14 protein-coding genes are annotated in these 15446 nt (G+C 72.9%); 6 read left to right on the forward strand and 8 right to left on the reverse strand.

The features are described 5' to 3' along the window. On the forward strand, positions 1-294 hold a 294-nt coding region (locus BM339_RS39820), incomplete at its 5' end, for an integrase core domain-containing protein (protein ID WP_143118782.1). Between the two features lie 162 nt (positions 295-456). Here BM339_RS39820 and BM339_RS39825 read toward each other — a convergent pair. The 5 genes from BM339_RS39825 to BM339_RS39845 form a co-directional block, all read right to left on the reverse strand. Next, positions 457-1173 carry an RDD family protein gene (locus BM339_RS39825; protein WP_021593312.1) on the reverse strand — a complete coding sequence of 239 codons (717 nt, stop codon included), beginning with the start codon at positions 1171-1173 and terminating at the stop codon, positions 457-459. 88 nt (positions 1174-1261) lie between these two features. Further along, a complete protein-coding gene (locus BM339_RS39830; protein ID WP_052357302.1) occupies positions 1262-1588 on the reverse strand; it encodes a DUF2752 domain-containing protein in 327 nt (108 codons plus the stop codon). 380 nt (positions 1589-1968) lie between these two features. Then, the gene (locus BM339_RS39835; protein ID WP_024934465.1) at positions 1969-2754 is read right to left on the reverse strand and encodes a PP2C family protein-serine/threonine phosphatase; all 786 of its coding nucleotides are present in this window, start codon (positions 2752-2754) and stop codon (positions 1969-1971) included. A gap of 36 nt (positions 2755-2790) precedes the next feature. Beyond that, positions 2791-3492 carry a response regulator gene (locus tag BM339_RS39840; protein WP_021593309.1) on the reverse strand — a complete coding sequence of 234 codons (702 nt, stop codon included), beginning with the start codon at positions 3490-3492 and terminating at the stop codon, positions 2791-2793. Continuing rightward, complete coding sequence (locus BM339_RS39845; RefSeq protein ID WP_021593308.1) at positions 3489-4628, reverse strand: GAF domain-containing sensor histidine kinase; 1140 nt, start codon at positions 4626-4628, stop codon at positions 3489-3491. Before BM339_RS39845 ends, BM339_RS39840 begins: the two co-directional genes overlap by 4 nt. A gap of 214 nt (positions 4629-4842) precedes the next feature. On the opposite strand from BM339_RS39845, the gene BM339_RS39850 reads away from it, so the two are divergent. From BM339_RS39850 to BM339_RS39870, 5 genes are all read left to right on the forward strand, one after another. After that, positions 4843-5511, forward strand: coding sequence for an SDR family NAD(P)-dependent oxidoreductase (locus tag BM339_RS39850; RefSeq protein WP_075024224.1), 669 nt, complete (start codon positions 4843-4845; stop codon positions 5509-5511). After that, entirely contained in the window at positions 5508-6869 is a 1362-nt protein-coding gene (locus BM339_RS39855) for an MFS transporter (RefSeq protein ID WP_075024225.1), read from the forward strand. Before BM339_RS39850 ends, BM339_RS39855 begins: the two co-directional genes overlap by 4 nt. Next, positions 6866-7906 (forward strand): S-adenosylmethionine:tRNA ribosyltransferase-isomerase, encoded by a 1041-nt coding sequence (locus BM339_RS39860; protein WP_075024226.1) that lies wholly within the window; start codon positions 6866-6868, stop codon positions 7904-7906. The genes BM339_RS39855 and BM339_RS39860 overlap by 4 nt, the downstream gene beginning before the upstream one ends. A gap of 67 nt (positions 7907-7973) precedes the next feature. Then, positions 7974-9176 carry a phosphoserine phosphatase SerB gene (gene serB / locus BM339_RS39865; RefSeq protein WP_075024227.1) on the forward strand — a complete coding sequence of 401 codons (1203 nt, stop codon included), beginning with the start codon at positions 7974-7976 and terminating at the stop codon, positions 9174-9176. Positions 9177-9507: 331 nt separating this feature from the next. Beyond that, the gene (locus tag BM339_RS39870; RefSeq protein ID WP_075024228.1) at positions 9508-11703 is read left to right on the forward strand and encodes an FUSC family protein; all 2196 of its coding nucleotides are present in this window, start codon (positions 9508-9510) and stop codon (positions 11701-11703) included. Between the two features lies 1 nt (position 11704). Here the strand turns inward: BM339_RS39870 and BM339_RS39875 are convergent, their stop codons facing one another. From BM339_RS39875 to BM339_RS39880, 3 genes are all read right to left on the reverse strand, one after another. After that, entirely contained in the window at positions 11705-12172 is a 468-nt protein-coding gene (locus BM339_RS39875) for a SixA phosphatase family protein (RefSeq protein WP_083598429.1), read from the reverse strand. 10 nt (positions 12173-12182) lie between these two features. Next, positions 12183-12305: a hypothetical protein gene (locus tag BM339_RS51995; protein ID WP_255270371.1), complete on the reverse strand. Its 123-nt coding sequence runs from the start codon at positions 12303-12305 to the stop codon at positions 12183-12185. A gap of 147 nt (positions 12306-12452) precedes the next feature. Next, positions 12453-14957: a sodium-translocating pyrophosphatase gene (locus BM339_RS39880; RefSeq protein ID WP_083598430.1), complete on the reverse strand. Its 2505-nt coding sequence runs from the start codon at positions 14955-14957 to the stop codon at positions 12453-12455. Positions 14958-15446: the final 489 nt, after the last annotated feature.

A 15446-nucleotide genomic window follows, 5' to 3' on the forward strand; every position in this document is an offset into this window, starting at 1 on the left:
CGGGTCCTGACCGACAACGCCCGCAACTACCGAGTCTCGGCCGCCTTCCAGCAGGCCTGCACCGAACTGGGCGCCCGGCAGAAGTTCACCCGCCCCCGCTGCCCATGGACCAACGGCAAGGCCGAACGCCTCAACCGCACCCTGGCCACCGAATGGGCCTACCGACGCCCCTACACCAGCAACGACCAGCGCACACAAGCACTCGGACCCTGGCTGGAGCACTACAACACCGCACGCCCCCACTCAGCCCTGGGCGGCAAGCCGCCCATCACCCGACTGTCACCAAGATCATGACCGAGTACAGCTAGCGGAGCGGAAGGTACCGGGTCGAACCCCTCCGGGGGGGCGTGGGGGTTCTCCCCCACAATGACCCGACCCGGTACCTGGAGCGGAGCACCCTCCCTGTAAAGCGAAACGGGGCGCCCCGGTGGGGGCGCCCCGTTTTTGCAGGTGTGGTCAGGCGCGGACCACGAGGGTGTTGCAGATCTTGTCGGCGAAGGTCTGCTTGCGGTCGTCCCACAGCGGCCAGAGGAAGCCGATGTAGCAGGCGAAGCTGTCCGCGACGTGCGCGATCTTGCGGACGAACGCCATGCCGAAGCCGATCGGCTGGCCGGTCTGGGCGCTGACGAGGCGGATGCCCATCTGGCGCTTGCCGATGGACTGGCCGGTGGTGCCCTCCTGGTAGCAGATCCAGAGGCCGCCCGCGATGGAGATGGCGGCGCCGATCAGCATGAGCAGCAGGCCGAACAGGGCCGCGCCGCCGCTGCCGGAGCTGGACAGGATGATCATCAGGATGTACAGCACGAACACCGGACCGGCGAAGATCAGGTAGTCGATGATGTAGCCGCCCGCACGCGAGCCCCACTCGGCCAGCTGGCCGGTCGAGCCGTAGTGGTGGTGGTGGACCTCCTGGTACCCCGGCTGGGCGGGTGCGCCGTAGCCGGGCTGGGCGGGAGGCTGCTGGCCGTACCCCGGCTGGGCGGCCGGGGGCTGGCCGTAGCCCGGCTGCGCCGGGGGCTGACCGTACCCGGGCTGCGCCGGGGGCTGACCGTAGCCCGGCTGGGCCGGGGGCTGCTGACCGTAGCCGGGCTGGGCCGGAGGCTGCTGGCCGTACCCGGGCTGTTGCTGCCCGTAGCCCGGCTGCTGACCGTACGGGTCGTAGGGGTTACCCACACTTGCTCCTTATTGATTGACCCTGTGGTTATGTGACGCCCGCCGGACCCGGTGGGCTCCGCAAGTCTGACCGAGGATCGACCGCGGCTCAAACGCGCAGAACACCGAACCGGACGAGCTGCCACAGCTCCGCCCCCGCGAGGGCGGTGCCGAGCATCCAGGCACGGGTCTTCGGCTGGAGTGCCCACCACCGGCCTCCCAGGCCCAGCGGTGCGGCGGCGACGACGACGGCGCCGGCGAGCGCGACCGGGTTCGCGAGGACGGCCTGGGCGGGACGCCCCGAGCCGAACTCGATGAACACGGTCGTGCCCCCGCACATGGGACACGGGATTCCGGTGAATGCCCTCAGGGGACAGAGCACACCGGGGTCGTTCACGCGGTGGATCCAAGCCGCGCCGATGGCCGCGGTGGCCATCGCCGCGACGCGCAGCACGACACCCAGGGGTCCGTGCCGCGCTGCGGTGAGGGTCCGGCTGACGATCCCCCCGAGCACACCTTCCGGTGTACCGGCGGGCGCCGTCCCGGGCGCTCCCCCCAACGAATCCTCCGCCTCAGTACGTACAGGTGAGTGACCCGTATACCGGGTGCACCCTGAGGCGGGTCAAGCGCGGGCAACGATCCGCTACCGGACCGTTACGCGGCGCAGGGCGACACCACCTCGGGGTAAGAGTAGGACAAAACGGCAGCTACGTGCGCACTCTTTAGCGGGACGAGTATGAATGAATCGGCCGGATCCCGCCGTGCCGGCGGCGTTCACGCGAGAGCAGGGACCGCGTGACGCCGGATCCGCGGGGGTCAGCTCTGCGCGGCGGCACCGACGACCATGGGACCCTCGGCGCCGGTGAAGTGCTCCGCCTCGACGACGTCGGCGATGACCGCGGTGATGTTGTCCGGTCCGCCGTTCTCCCGGGCCAGCTCGATCAACCGGTCGACGGCCCGCTGCGGGTCGGCCTCGGCGGACACCACCTCGTAGATCTGCTGCGCGTCGACCGGGCCGCTCAGGCCGTCCGAGCACAGCAGGTAGCGGTCGCCGAGGCGGGCCTCGCGCAGGCGCAGGTCGGGCTCGCGGTCGTCGCGGCCGTCCAGCACCCGGTACAGGACGTGCGACAGCCGCGACGTCTCGGCCGGGTCGGCGGTCTGGCCCGCCTGCTCGGCCTCCGCCTTGAGCAGCTCGTCCATCGTGTGGTCCTGCGTCATCTGGAAGAGCTCGCCGTCGCGCAGCAGGTAGCCGCGCGAGTCGCCGACGTGCGCCAGCGCGACGGACTCGCCGGACCAGAGCATGGCGGTGAGCGTGGTGCCCATCCGGCTCAGGTCGGGGCGCTCCTCCCGGACGATGCGCAACTTCTCGTTGGCCTCGGCCACGGCGCGGCCCAGCATGTCGACAAGATCGTCTTCACGGGCATCGGTGTCCAGCGAGCGCAAGGAGCCGATCACGGTCGAGCTCGCGACCTCGCCGCCCGCATAGCCGCCCATGCCGTCCGCGACCGCGATCAACCGTGCACCGGCGTACCCGGAGTCCTCGTTGTTCTCCCGGTTGCACCCGATGTCACTGCCTGCTGCGTACCTGATTGCTACGTTCATACCAATTTCGATGACGATCCTGTCAGAGGAGTTGTATCAGCCGCGGGCGGTGGTCTCCCCGGTTTCCCCGGCCGCGCCGGACGTTCCGACACCGTGCCGGACCGCGTACAGCGCCGCCTGCGTCCGATCCTGGACTCCCAGTTTCATGAGCAGATTACTGACGTGCGTCTTGACCGTCTTCTCGGACACCACGAGCGCGCGGGCGATCTCCCGGTTGGACCTGCCCCGCGCGATGTGCACGAGCACCTCCCGTTCCCGTTCGGTCAGCGCGGCGAGGCCGCGGTCGTCCCCACCGCCGCCGTCCGCCGTCCCGTCCCGCAGCATCGCCTCGGCCGCGTCGGGCGCGAACAGCACGTGCCCGTCGTGGACCGCCCGGATCGCCTGGACGAGCGCCTGCGGGTCGACGTCCTTGTACAGGTACCCGGCCGCACCCGCCTGTACGGCCGGCAGCACGTGCCCGCGCTCCGTCACGCTGGTCAGGACCAGAACCCGTGCCTGCACCCCACGAGCCCGCAGCTCCGTCAGCGCGGTGAGGCCGTCGGCGCCGGGCATCTTGAGGTCCATGAGCACGATATCGGGCTCCAGGGATTCGGCCAGTGTCACGGCCGACGTCCCGTCCTCGGCCTCGCCGACGACCTCGATGTCGTCCTGGATGCCGAGGAAGGTGCGCAGCCCCTGCCGGACGACCGGGTGGTCGTCGGCGATCAGCACCTTGATCGCTTCGCGCCGCGGGCTCACAGGGGCACCTCCAGCCGGACGGTGGTGCCCCTCCCCGGGGCGGCGTCGATCGTGAGCGCCCCGCCGATCGAGTACGCCCTGTCGCGCATGGAGGCAAGCCCGAGCCCGCCCTGCGGATCGGTGTCGGACGCGTCGAACCCGGCGCCGTCGTCGGAGACCTCCAGCACCGCACGGTCGTGCTCGGTGCCGAGACGCACCTGGACGGTCCGCGCACCGGCGTGTCTCAGCGCGTTGTAGAGCGCCTCCTGCGTGATGCGGAACGCGACGGCCTCGTGTTCCTCCGGCAGGACGACGGCCTCGTCGGCGGTGATGCCCACGGCCGTCTCGTAGGCCCGGTCCAGCACCTCGACGTGCTTGCGCAGGGACGAGACCAGGCCGTCCGCGAGATCGGCCGGACGCAGCTCGAAGATCACGGCGCGCAGCTCGGCGAGGGCCTCGGCGGCGAGCCGCTCCACCTGCTCCAGCTCCTTGACGGTCCGGCCGGGGTCGCGCTCGGCCAGCGCGGCCGCGGTGCGCGCCGTCAGCCGCAGCGAGAAGAGCTTCTGCGCCACCGCGTCGTGCAGCTCGCGGGCCAGCCGGTTGCGTTCGGCGACGACCGTCAGCTCGCGGTTGCGCTCGTAGAGGCGGGCGTTCGTGATGGCGATCGCGGCGTGCGCGGCGAACAGGGTGAGCACGTCCTCGTCGTCCTGGCCGAAGCCGCCCGGACGCCGCTTGTTGGCCAGGAAGATGATGCCGATGACGTCCTCGCCGTCGCGGATCGGCACGCCGAGGAAGTCCTTCAGGACGGGATGCGCGACCGGCCACCCCTCGAACTCGGGCTCCCGGCGGATGTCGGCGAGCCGCTTGGGCGTGTCGCCGTGCAGCATCGCGGCGAGCATGCCGTGCTGGCGGGGCAGCGGGCCGATGCGCTCCCAGTCCTCGTCGGAGACGCCCTCGACGACGAACTCGGCGAACGAGCCCTCGTCGTCGGGCACGCCGAGCGCCGCGTACCTGGCGTCCAGCAGCTGCGCCGCCGCCCGGACGATGACCTGGAGCACCTCGTGCACGGACAGGTGCCGGGTGACCGCGAGCACGGCGGAGCTCACGGCGTGCAGGGTCGCGCCCTGGTCGCCGCGGCAGGCGTCGTCGGTCTCCATCCCGGCCTCTCGGTCTCCCCCTGCGAGCGCCCCGCGGTGCTCACATGTGAAGACCGTACTCTCTGGGCGCGTCTTCCCGAATCAGCCGGAGGAAGTACGTGCCGGCGCGGTGCCGTCCCCCGGGAGGGGACACCGGTCCTAGGACCATCTGACGACGGTCCCGGGGGCCCGTCGGCCGATGTCCCGGAACGCCCCGGTTCCTAGCGTCGAGAGCATGAAGACGGCACTGATCACCGGAGCCTCCCGGGGGCTCGGGCGGGCGCTCGCCCGCGGCCTCGCCGAGGACGGCTGGAACCTCGTCATCGACGCGCGCGACGCGGCGGCGCTGGCGGCGGTCGCGGACGAGACCGGCGCGACCGCGATCGCGGGGGACGTCACCGACCCCGCGCACCGGGCCGCCCTCGCCCGCGCGGCCGGCGGCGGGCTCGACCTGCTCGTCAACAACGCGAGCACGCTGGGCCCGACGCCGATGCCGCGGCTCGCCTCGCTCCCCGCCGACGCCCTGGCGGACACGCTCGCGACGAACGTCCTCGCGCCGCTCGCGCTGATCCAGGCCGTGCTGCCGGGCCTGCGGGAGCGGCGGGGCGCGATCCTCAACATCACGTCGGACGCGGCCGTGGAGAACTACGAGGCGTGGGGCGGCTACGGGACGTCCAAGGCGGCGCTGGAGCAGCTGTCGAACGTCCTCGCCGCCGAGGAGCCCGGCGTCGCCGTGTGGTGGGCGGACCCGGGCGAGATGAACACCGCCATGCTGCGCGCGGCGGGCGAGGACGCGGACGCGGCACCGCCGCCCGAGCAGGCCGCCGCCGTGCTCCGCGGGCTCGTCGCCGACCGCCTCCCGAGCGGCCGGTACCGGGTGGCGGACCTGGCGGGCGCGCGATGACGACCGTCCTGGAGCCCGGACGGGAGACGGTCGCCGGGCGGAGCGTGATGGGGTCCGGGCTTCGGGGCGCGACGCTCGGGATCGTCATGGTCGTGACGCTGCTGGCGTTCGAGAGCATGGCCGTCGGCACCGTCATGCCGCTGGTCGCGGGCGACCTGAACGGCCTGTCGCTGTACGCGTGGGGCTTCAGCTCCACCCTGATCACGAGCCTGCTGTCCACGGTGCTGGCGGGCGGCTGGGTCGACCGGTCCGGGCCGTCCCGGCCGCTGATGATCGGGCTCGGCACGTTCGTCGCCGGGCTGGTGGTCGCGGGCGCGGCGCCGTCGATGTGGCTGTTCGTCGCCGGGCGCGCCGTCCAGGGCCTCGGCACGGGCGTCGCGCTGGTCGCGATGTACGTGGTGATCGCCCGCGTCTACCCCGAGGAGATGCGGTCCCGGGTGTTCGCGGCGCTGTCGGCGGCGTGGGTGCTGCCGTCGCTGATCGGCCCCGCGGCGGGCGGCGCCGTGGCCGAGCACATCGGCTGGCGGTGGGTGTTCCTCGGGCTGATCCCGCTGGTGGTCCCGCCGACCCTGCTTCTGCTGCCGGTGCTCCGCGGCATCGGGACGGTCACCGGCTCCCCGGTGGCGGGACGGCCGCGCTACCTCGCCGCCGCCCTGGTCGCCGCGGGGGCCGGGACCCTCCTGTACGGCCTCGACGGGACGGGCTGGACGATCGTGCCCGCGGTCCTCATCGGCCTCGCCGGCCTGGCGTTCGGCCTGCCGCGCCTGCTGCCCGCCGGGACGCTCCGGCTGCGCCGCGGGCTGCCGAGCGTCGTCCTCGTGCGCGGCCTGCTGGCCGGCGCGTTCTTCGGAACCGACGTGTTCATCCCCTTGGCCTTGACCCGGCTGCACCACTTCACCGCCACGCAGGCGGGGATCGTCCTGACGGTCGGCGCGCTCGGCTGGTCGGCGGCGTCCCAGATCCAGGCCCGCTCCGAGCGGTCCCGCGAGTTCTTCGCCGTCCTCGGCGCCGTGTTCCTCGCGGGCGGGATCGTCCTCGCCACCGTCGCCCTCCAGATCTCCGGCTGGCTCACCGCCCCCGCCTGGATCATCGGCGGCGCCGGGATGGGCTTCTCCATCGGCAGCCTCTCCGTCCTGCTCCTCGACCTGTCGCCCGAGGACGAGCAGGGCGTCAACTCGTCCGCGCTGCAGATCAGCGACACCCTCGGCTCGTCCCTCGTGGTCGGGGTCGCGGGCGCGCTGGTCACCGGCTTCGGCGCGGCCCGGCTCGGCGCCGGGCTCGCCGTCGCCGGAGCGCTGTTCGCCGCGATCGCCGTGTTCGGCGTGATCGCCGCACTCCGCCTGGAGGTCCGGAAATGACCGTCGAGTTCACCCTGCCCCCGGCCCTGGAGGCGCACGAGCCGCCCGAAGCGCGCGGCCGGACCCGCGACGGCGTCCGGCTCCTCGTCGGGCGGCGCGCCACCGGCGAGGTCGCCCACCACGAGTTCCGCGACCTGCCCGCGCTGTTGGACCCGGGCGACCTGCTCGTCGTCAACACCTCGGCCACGCTGCCCGCCGCCGTCCGGCTCGACCGGATCAGCGTGCACTTCTCCACCCCGGTGCCCGGCGCGGACGACCGGCTGTGGATCGTCGAGCTGCGCCGCCTCGCCGGCAAGTCCAGCCGCCCGTACTCCGGCGGCTGCCCCGGCGAGTGGATCCCGATGCCCGGCGGCGCCACCCTCACCCTCGTCGGACGGCACGCCGCCGGATCCCGGGAGTCCGACCGGCTCTGGCAGGCCCGGCTGAGCACCGACGTCGTCCCCTACCTGCGGCGATACGGGACGCCGATCCGGTACGGGTACGTGCGCCGCGACTGGCCGGTCTCCGCCTACCAGACGGCCTTCGCGCACGACCGCTCGACGGGCAGCGCGGAGATGCCGAGCGCCGCCCGCCCGTTCACGCCCGAGCTCGTGACGCGCCTGGTCTCCCGCGGGGTGCTGTTCGCCCCGCTCACCCTCCACACGGGCGTCGCGTCGCCCGAGGCCCACGAGCCCCCGTACGCCGAACGCTACGAGGTCCCCGAATCGACGGCCGCGCTCGTCGAGCACGTCCGCTCGCGGGGGCGCCGGGTGATCGCCGTCGGCACGACCGCCGTGCGCGCCCTTGAGACGTCCGCAGACGCCTTTGGACGCGTCCAACCGTCCTCGGGCTGGACGGAGCACGTCGTGACGCCCGAGAGCGGCGTCCGGGCCGTGGACGGGCTCCTCACCGGCCTGCACGAGCCCCGGTCGTCCCACCTGATGATGCTCACCGCCATCGCGGGCCGCGAACTGCTCGCCGCCACCTACGAGTCCGCCCTGGCCGAGGGCTACCTCTGGCACGAGTTCGGCGACCTCAACCTGATCGTGGCCGGTTAGTCCCCCCGTCTCGCATGCCGGACCTGCCGGACGAGGCGTGCGGCGCGGCCGGTACCGTTGTGAACGTATGGACGGGTCAGCGCAGCGCACGCTGCTCATCACGCTCACCGGACGCGACCGCCCCGGCGTGACGTCGCGTCTCTTCCGGACACTCTCCCAGTTCCCGCTGACGGTCGCCGACGTCGAGCAGGTCGTCATCCGCGGCCGGCTCGTCCTCGGCGTCCTGCTCGCCTACACCGAGGGCGCCGACATCGGACGGGTGTGGAACGCCGCCGAGCACGTCGCGAACGACCTCGACATGGAGATCGAGCTGTCCACCGGGCGCAACAAGCGGACGCACCGGCCCGGCGGCCGGCTGCACGTCACCGTCCTCGGCAACCCGCTCAAGCCCGCCGCCATGGCCGGGATCGCCGGCCGGATCTCCGCCCACGGCGCCAACATCGACCGCATCGAGCGGCTCGCGCAGAACCCCGTCACCTGCATCGAGATGGACGTCTCCGGCGCCGACCCGGACGCGCTGCGCGCCGGGCTCGCCGTCGAGGCCGCCGAGCAGCAGGTCGACGTCGCCGTCCAGCAGGGCGGCCTGCACCGGCGCGCCAAGCGGCTGATCGTCATGGACGTCGACTCCACCCTCATCCAGGGCGAGGTCATCGAGCTGCTCGCCGAGCACGCCGGCTGCCTGGACGAGGTCGCCAAGGTCACCGAGGCCGCCATGCGCGGCGAGCTGGACTTCGAGGGCTCCCTCCGCGAGCGGGTCGCCCTCCTCGCCGGGCTGGACGCCTCCGCCATCGACGACGTCCGCGGCAAGCTGCGGCTGGCCGCCGGCGCCCGCACCATGGTCCGCACCCTCAAGCGCCTCGACTACAAGTTCGCGATCGTCAGCGGCGGCTTCACCCAGGTCACCGACGCCCTCGTCGACGACCTCGGCATCGACTACTCCGCCGCCAACACCCTGGAGATCGCCGGCGGCAAGCTCACCGGCCGCGTCACCGGCCAGGTCATCGACCGCGCCGGCAAGGCCGCCGCCCTGGAGCGCTTCGCCCGCGAGGCCGGCATCCCGGTCAGCCAGACGGTCGCGATCGGCGACGGCGCCAACGACCTCGACATGCTCCAGGCCGCCGGCCTCGGCATCGCCTACAACGCCAAACCGGTCGTCCGCCAGGCCGCCGACACCGCCGTCAACGTCCCCTACCTCGACACCATCGTCTTCCTCCTGGGCATCTCCCGAGAAGAGGTAGAGGCCGCAGACGCTCTAGATTCCCAGGGGTAGCGACCCCCCTGGAACCCCCCGTCACGACGCAGGCGATCCTCACGCCACGGTTGCGGTCTGTCGTGCCTGTACTGACGTGCGCGGCGTCGCTGCGGTCGCCTGCGTCGACGGGCATGCGCCCTCCGCTCGCTGCGCTCGCTCCACGCGCCTGCCCGTGCCCCCGGCTGATGTTCGGACTCCAAGAGAGCGCGAATCGAACCTCCGCCACGAGGCGGGTGAGGTTCGGAGGGAAGGGGGGTTCGGGTAGATCTGGATCATGTTGCGGCGGCCGGTGGGGGCTTATGCGCGGGTTCGGGAGACCCTGGCCCGAGCCCATGGGCAGGTGGCGCCCATGTACGGGGTGGCCGCCGCTGTGGCCATGGCCGCGCCCCTGCTCGTGGGGGCGGTGAACGAGCATCCGGCGCAGGGGTCGATGGTCGCGCTCGGGGCCTATCTCGTCGCCCTGCGGGCGCCCGAGGGGCCCTACGGGGCGCAGGCTCGGAACCTGGCCGCAGGGGTGCTGATCGTGTCGGTCGGCGCGGGGGTGGGCGGGCTGCTCAGCGAGCACCTGTGGCCGACCGTGCTCGTGGTGCCGCCGCTGGTCGCGCTCGGGGTGGCGGTGCCGCGGATCGGGGCGACGGCGAGCCTCGCGGTGCTGCTGAGCGCCGTCCGGCCGGAGTCCGCGGACGTCCTGAACGTCGGCCTGCTGGAGCTGGCCGGCGGGCTGCTCACCGCGCTGCTGCTGCTGGCGCCGTACCCGGCGCGGCGGCTGCTGCCGCTGCGGGAGGCGCTGAGCGAGGCCTCCGACGCGGTCGCGGAGGCGCTGGACGCCGTCGCGGAGGACGTGGGGGCGCCCGACGCGGCGCCGCTCGACGCGGTCGAGCTGACGAACCCCGACCTGCTGGCCGTCACCCGGATCCCGGACTGGGAGGCCAAGCGCCGGGCCGCGTCGGAGGCGCTGACGGCGGCGCGCTCCACCTACGCGCTGTACCGGTCCGGACGCGGGGACGGGGACCCCACGCGGCCCGAGCGGCTCATCGACGCCCTCGGCCGCGTCCTGCACGAGACGGTGACGCTGCAGGCCGTCCTGGAGGCGGCGAAGAACTACCCGCCGGACCGCGAGTGGCGGCTGGAGACGCAGACGGCGATCTCGGCGCTCGCGGCGCGGCTGCGGCTGCTCGCCGGCGCGATCGCGACGGCGGGCGAGGCGCCGCTCGGCCGGGAGGAGTCCGCCGCCGTCCGGCGGATGGGGCGCGCCGCCGAGCAGATCAGGCGCGCCGGGCTCGCCGGCGACGAGGACCTCGTCGCGGTCGCGCTGATCGGCCAGGTGCGCCGCTCCATCGACCGCATCGCCGGCGAGGTCGCGTCCGCGCGCCGCGTCGTCGCGGGCGGGCTGCGCATCGGGCTCGGCGCGCCGCGCATGCCCGACACGCTCGATCCGACGCCGGCATGGGACCGGCTGCGCCGCGCCGTCCGGACGCGGTCCCCGAGGTTCCGGCAGGTGTCGCGGGTGTTCGTGACGGCGCTGGTGTCGATGGCGCTGGCCGCCGCGTTCGAGATCCCGCACGGGCACTGGATGACGATCACCGCGATGCTGAGCCTGCGCGCCACCTACGGCGAGACGGTCGAGCGGCTCGTCCAGCGGGTGGGCGGGACGGCGGCCGGGTCCGTCGTGGCGGCGGTGATCCTCACCCTGGCGCCCGGGGAGATCACGATCGCGCTGACCGTCCTCTGCTTCGCCGTCGCCGGGTTCGCGATGAAGCCGGTGAACTACTCCTACTGGGCGCTGTTCGGGACTCCGCTGGCGATGCTGCTGCTCGACTTCTCCACGCCCGCCGACTGGCGCACCGCCGGGGAGCGGATCGGGCTGACGTTCGCGGGGACGCTGATGGCCTACCTCGCCGTCCGGCTGCTGTGGCCCGCGGGGCACCTGGAGCGGCTCCCCGTCCAGCTCGAACGGCTGCTGCGGACGCACGCCGGCCTCATCCGCGCCACGGCGGACGTCCTCGCCGGGGAGCGCGTCCGGCTGCCGCACGAGACGATCGTGGCGGCGGAACGGGCGGCGGAGGCGGTCGCCGAGACCCGGACGCGGCTCGGCCAGGAGCGGCTGCCCGACACCGAGCTGATCGCCCTGCTGCGCCGGACCGTGGACGCCGCGCACCGCAGCCGCGACCACCTGATCGCGGTGGCGCGGCTCGCCCGCGAGAAGGCCGTGGACACCGGCCCGATCCCCGAGATCCTCGACCGGGTCGCCGACCAGCTGGAGGAGGCCGCCGGGCTCCTGGAGGAGCCGGCGGACCTCGACCCGGAGGCCGGCACGCCGGCCGAGGAGCTCAGCGAGGAGCTCGCCGACCTCGACGCGCACCTGTCCACGCTGACGCGGCGGCGGCGCGCCGAGATCAAGGCCGGTGTCGGGCGGGACGAGCCCACCCCGCTGCGGCACGCCCTCCTCCAGGTGTCCGGCACCCGCCACACGATCCGGGCGCTGCGCCGGGACGCGGCCACGGTCATCGACACGGCGCTGGAGGCCGCCGAGCCGCGTTCCTGAGTCAGCCCTTCGGGGTGTGGACGGTGCGGAGCGTACCGGCGCCGGGCCGCGCGTCCGTCCACGCCCCCGGCAGGTCGATCACGGCGAGCGCGCAGGTGGGGAAGGAGTCGGGGGCCTGCCCGGTCAGGTCGTGGACGAGCTGGTGCACCGACGGGTTGTGCCCCACGAGCAGCACCCGCCCGGCGTCCTCCGGCGCCTCGGAGACGAGGGAGAGGAGGTGGTCGGGGTCGTTGCCGTAGATCCCGGCCTCGAAGCTCACGGCGGCGTCGAGCGACAGCAGGTCCAGGGTCTCGCGCGTCCGCGCCGCCGTGGAGCACAGGACGTGGTCGGGGACGAGGTCGCCGGCGCGCAGCCAGTCGCCGGTGGCGGCGGCGTCGCGCCGCCCGCGGTCGTTGAGGGTCCGGTCGATGTCGGACGTGCCGAGGCCGGCGACGGCCTTGGCGTGGCGGAGCACGATGAGCGTCGGCATGGCCGCCACCCTACGGCGCGACCAGCGCCGCGATGCCCCAGAGCACGAGCATGACGAGAAGCATCCCGCCGATCACGACGGCGAACCCCTTGGGCCCCGACATGCCCGGCTTCCCGCTGCCGCTGCTCGCCAAGGCCGCCTCCTGAAATCTGGGTCCGGGCGCGGGACGTCCGAGCCCTCGCGTACAGCGTACGACCGGTGCCGGGTGGTCCAGACACGGCCCCGGGGAACGCGGAAGGGGCCGGTGGCGCGTCGCCACCGGCCCCTCTGCCTCAAGCGGTCAGGACTTGCCGGACGGCTCCTCGCTGCCCGACTCGGCACCCTCGGCGCCCACTGCGCCCTTCGAGGGGGGACGACCCCCCACGCCCCCCGCGGCACCTTCGGCGCCCACTATGGCCTCCTCGGGGCCCTCCTCGATGGCGCCGCCCTTGGCCTCGCCGCTCTCCGTCGCCTCCGGGGAGCCGCCCTCGACGGCGGGCTCCGCGGGCGGCTCGCCGATCGGGTCGGCGCGCCGCTTGGAGATCACGATGGCCGCGACGATGACCGCGACGGACAGCACGGTCACCACGACGCGCAGCAGGGTGTTGCCCGCGTAGGTGACCACCGCGTCCGCGATCAGCAGCGCGACCAGGTTCATCACCTTGATCAGCGGGTTGATCGCGGGGCCGGCGGTGTCCTTGAACGGGTCGCCGACGGTGTCGCCGATGACGGTCGCCTCGTGCGCCTCGCTGCCCTTGCCGCCGAGGTGGCCCTCCTCGACGAGCTTCTTGGCGTTGTCCCAGGCCCCGCCGGAGTTGGACAGGAACACCGCCATCAGCACGCCCGCCGCGATGGCGCCGCCCAGGAAGGCGCCGAGCGGCGCGTACCCGAGGGCGAAGCCGACCGCGATCGGCGTCATGATGGCCAGCAGGCCGGGGGTGGCGAGCTCGCGCTGCGCGTCCCGGGTGCAGATGTCCACGACCCGGTCGTAGTCGGGCTTCTCGGTGTAGTCCATGATCCCGGGCTTGGTGCGGAACTGCTCGCGCACCTCGACCACGACCCGGCCGGCGGCCCGGCCGACGGCCATGATCGCCAGACCGGAGAACAGGAACACCACGGCCGCGCCGACGATCAGGCCGATCAGCACGTTCGGGCTCGCGATCGACAGGTTGAACGCGAGGAACTCGTCGCCGATCGCGTCCTTGGCGCTCTGCGACGCGTCGCTCAGCGCGGCGATCACCGTCGTGCGGAAGGAGCCGAACAGCGCGGTCGCGGCGAGCACCGCCGTCGCGATCGCGATCCCCTTGGTGATCGCCTTGGTGGTGTTGCCGACCGCGTCCAGCCGCTCCAGGACGGACGCGGCCTCGCCCTGGACGTCCCCGGACATCTCGGCGATGCCCTGGGCGTTGTCGGAGACGGGGCCGAACGTGTCCATCGAGACGATCACGCCGACCGTGGTGAGCAGCCCGGTGCCGGCCATCGCCACCGCGAACAGCGCGACGGTGGTGTTGCCGAAGCCGAGCAGGAACGCCCCGTACACGGCGCCGCCGATGACGAGCGCGGTGTAGACGGCCGACTCCAGTCCGAGCGAGATGCCGGACAGGATGACGGTCGCGGGGCCGGTCCGGGCGCTGCCGGTGACCTCCTTGACCGGCCTGCGGTTGGTCTCGGTGAAGTAGCCGGTGAGCAGCTGGATGGCGCTGGCCAGCACGATGCCGATGAGGACCGAGCCGAGCGCGACCCAGCGCGGGTCGGCGTCCAGGCCGCGGATCTCGGCGTCGGTGACGTTGCTCAGGTCGGCGAACGACGAGGGCAGGTAGGTGAACGCGGCGATCGCGACGAGGACCGCCGAGATCCCCGCGGAGATGAAGAAGCCCCGGTTGATCGCCGTCATCCCGGAGCGGTCGCCGGTGCGGGGGGCCACCGCGAAGATGCCGATCACCGCGGTGATCACGCCGATCATCGGCACGATCAGCGGGAACACCAGGCCCTCGTTGCCGAACGCCGCGGTGCCGAGGATCAGCGCCGCGACGAGCGTGACCGCGTACGACTCGAACAGGTCGGCGGCCATGCCGGCGCAGTCGCCCACGTTGTCGCCCACGTTGTCGGCGATCGTCGCCGCGTTGCGCGGGTCGTCCTCGGGGATGCCCTGCTCGACCTTGCCGACGAGGTCGGCGCCGACGTCGGCGGCCTTGGTGAAGATGCCGCCGCCGACACGCATGAACATGGCGAGCAGCGCGGCGCCGAAGCCGAAGCCCTCCAGCACCTTCGGCGCCTCGCCCTGGTAGGCCAGGACGACGACCGCGGCGCCGAACAGGCCGAGGCCGACGGTGAACATGCCGGCGACGCCGCCGGTGCGGAAGGCGATGCGCATCGCCGTCTTCTCGCCGCCCTGCTCGCGCGCGGCGGCGGCGACCCGGACGTTGCCCCGGACGGCCAGCCACATGCCGGTGAAGCCGGTGACGGCGGAGAACAGCGCGCCGATGACGAAGAAGACGGACCGGCCGATCCGCTCACCCGTGGAGTCGGCCGGCAGGAGCAGCAGAACGAGCGGGATCAGGACGACGAAGACCGCGACCGTTCGGAACTGGCGTTTCAGATAGGCGCTCGCACCTACCTGTACCGCTCGCGCGATCTCCTGCATCTTGTCGGTGCCCTGGCCAGCGGCCAGGACATCGCGCACGAGACCCGCGGCGACGGCCAGTGCGAGCAGCGCGATCACGGCGACGACGACGACCAGGGAGAGGTCGCCGCCGCCGAGATCCACTTCTGCGCTGGCCGGGCTTGACAGGGAAAACCCGGACATCCGTCCTCCTCGACAGGGGCATTGCGTCTCGATCGCCCAAAAGACGATCTTTACCGCGTACCCCGCGAGTCATGATTTCGAACGCCTCGCACGGCAACGCGGGTGCGGGGAGTCTACGCACGTACAAGGCGATTGTTAAGGCCGCGACACCCCTGATGAAGATGTCGCCGAAATGCAATCCGCGATACGCCGGAAATTGACCTATTAGCCTGATCAACGGCCATCGGCCCAGGTCAACCCGGGCCAGCTCACTATTACCCAGCCGTTACCTTGACAGGCGCAGGGAGCTATGGCGCTTCGGCGTCTCCACCGGCGTCCCCATTCAAGCTAGGCATTAACACGGATTATGTCCAGACCCAAATCGGGACGATCTTGGGTTGATCACGAGAGAATCTCACACCACAGGCACCACACGCCCCACCGGCCCCACCCCGGGAGCGTCGCGGGGCGGTCGCCGGGGCCGCCGTCGCCCGGACCGTCCTGGGGCCG

The sequence above is a fragment of the Actinomadura madurae genome (genome assembly GCF_900115095.1).
GTDB classification, from domain to species: Bacteria; Actinomycetota; Actinomycetes; order Streptosporangiales; family Streptosporangiaceae; genus Spirillospora; species Spirillospora madurae.

Bases quoted from the DNA above. Each gene is read 5' to 3' on its own strand.
- BM339_RS39830 (WP_052357302.1), bottom strand. From the start codon at position 1,588: ATGGCCACCGCGGCCATCGGCGCGGCTTGGATCCACCGCGTGAACGAC.
- BM339_RS39835 (WP_024934465.1), bottom strand. From the start codon at position 2,754: ATGAACGTAGCAATCAGGTACGCAGCAGGCAGTGACATCGGGTGCAAC.
- BM339_RS39845 (WP_021593308.1), bottom strand. From the start codon at position 4,628: ATGGAGACCGACGACGCCTGCCGCGGCGACCAGGGCGCGACCCTGCAC.
- BM339_RS39850 (WP_075024224.1), top strand. From the start codon at position 4,843: ATGAAGACGGCACTGATCACCGGAGCCTCCCGGGGGCTCGGGCGGGCG.
- BM339_RS39855 (WP_075024225.1), top strand. From the start codon at position 5,508: ATGACGACCGTCCTGGAGCCCGGACGGGAGACGGTCGCCGGGCGGAGC.
- BM339_RS39860 (WP_075024226.1), top strand. From the start codon at position 6,866: ATGACCGTCGAGTTCACCCTGCCCCCGGCCCTGGAGGCGCACGAGCCG.
- serB (WP_075024227.1), top strand. From the start codon at position 7,974: ATGGACGGGTCAGCGCAGCGCACGCTGCTCATCACGCTCACCGGACGC.
- BM339_RS39870 (WP_075024228.1), top strand. From the start codon at position 9,508: ATGTACGGGGTGGCCGCCGCTGTGGCCATGGCCGCGCCCCTGCTCGTG.
- BM339_RS39875 (WP_083598429.1), bottom strand. From the start codon at position 12,172: ATGCCGACGCTCATCGTGCTCCGCCACGCCAAGGCCGTCGCCGGCCTC.
- BM339_RS39880 (WP_083598430.1), bottom strand. From the start codon at position 14,957: ATGTCCGGGTTTTCCCTGTCAAGCCCGGCCAGCGCAGAAGTGGATCTC.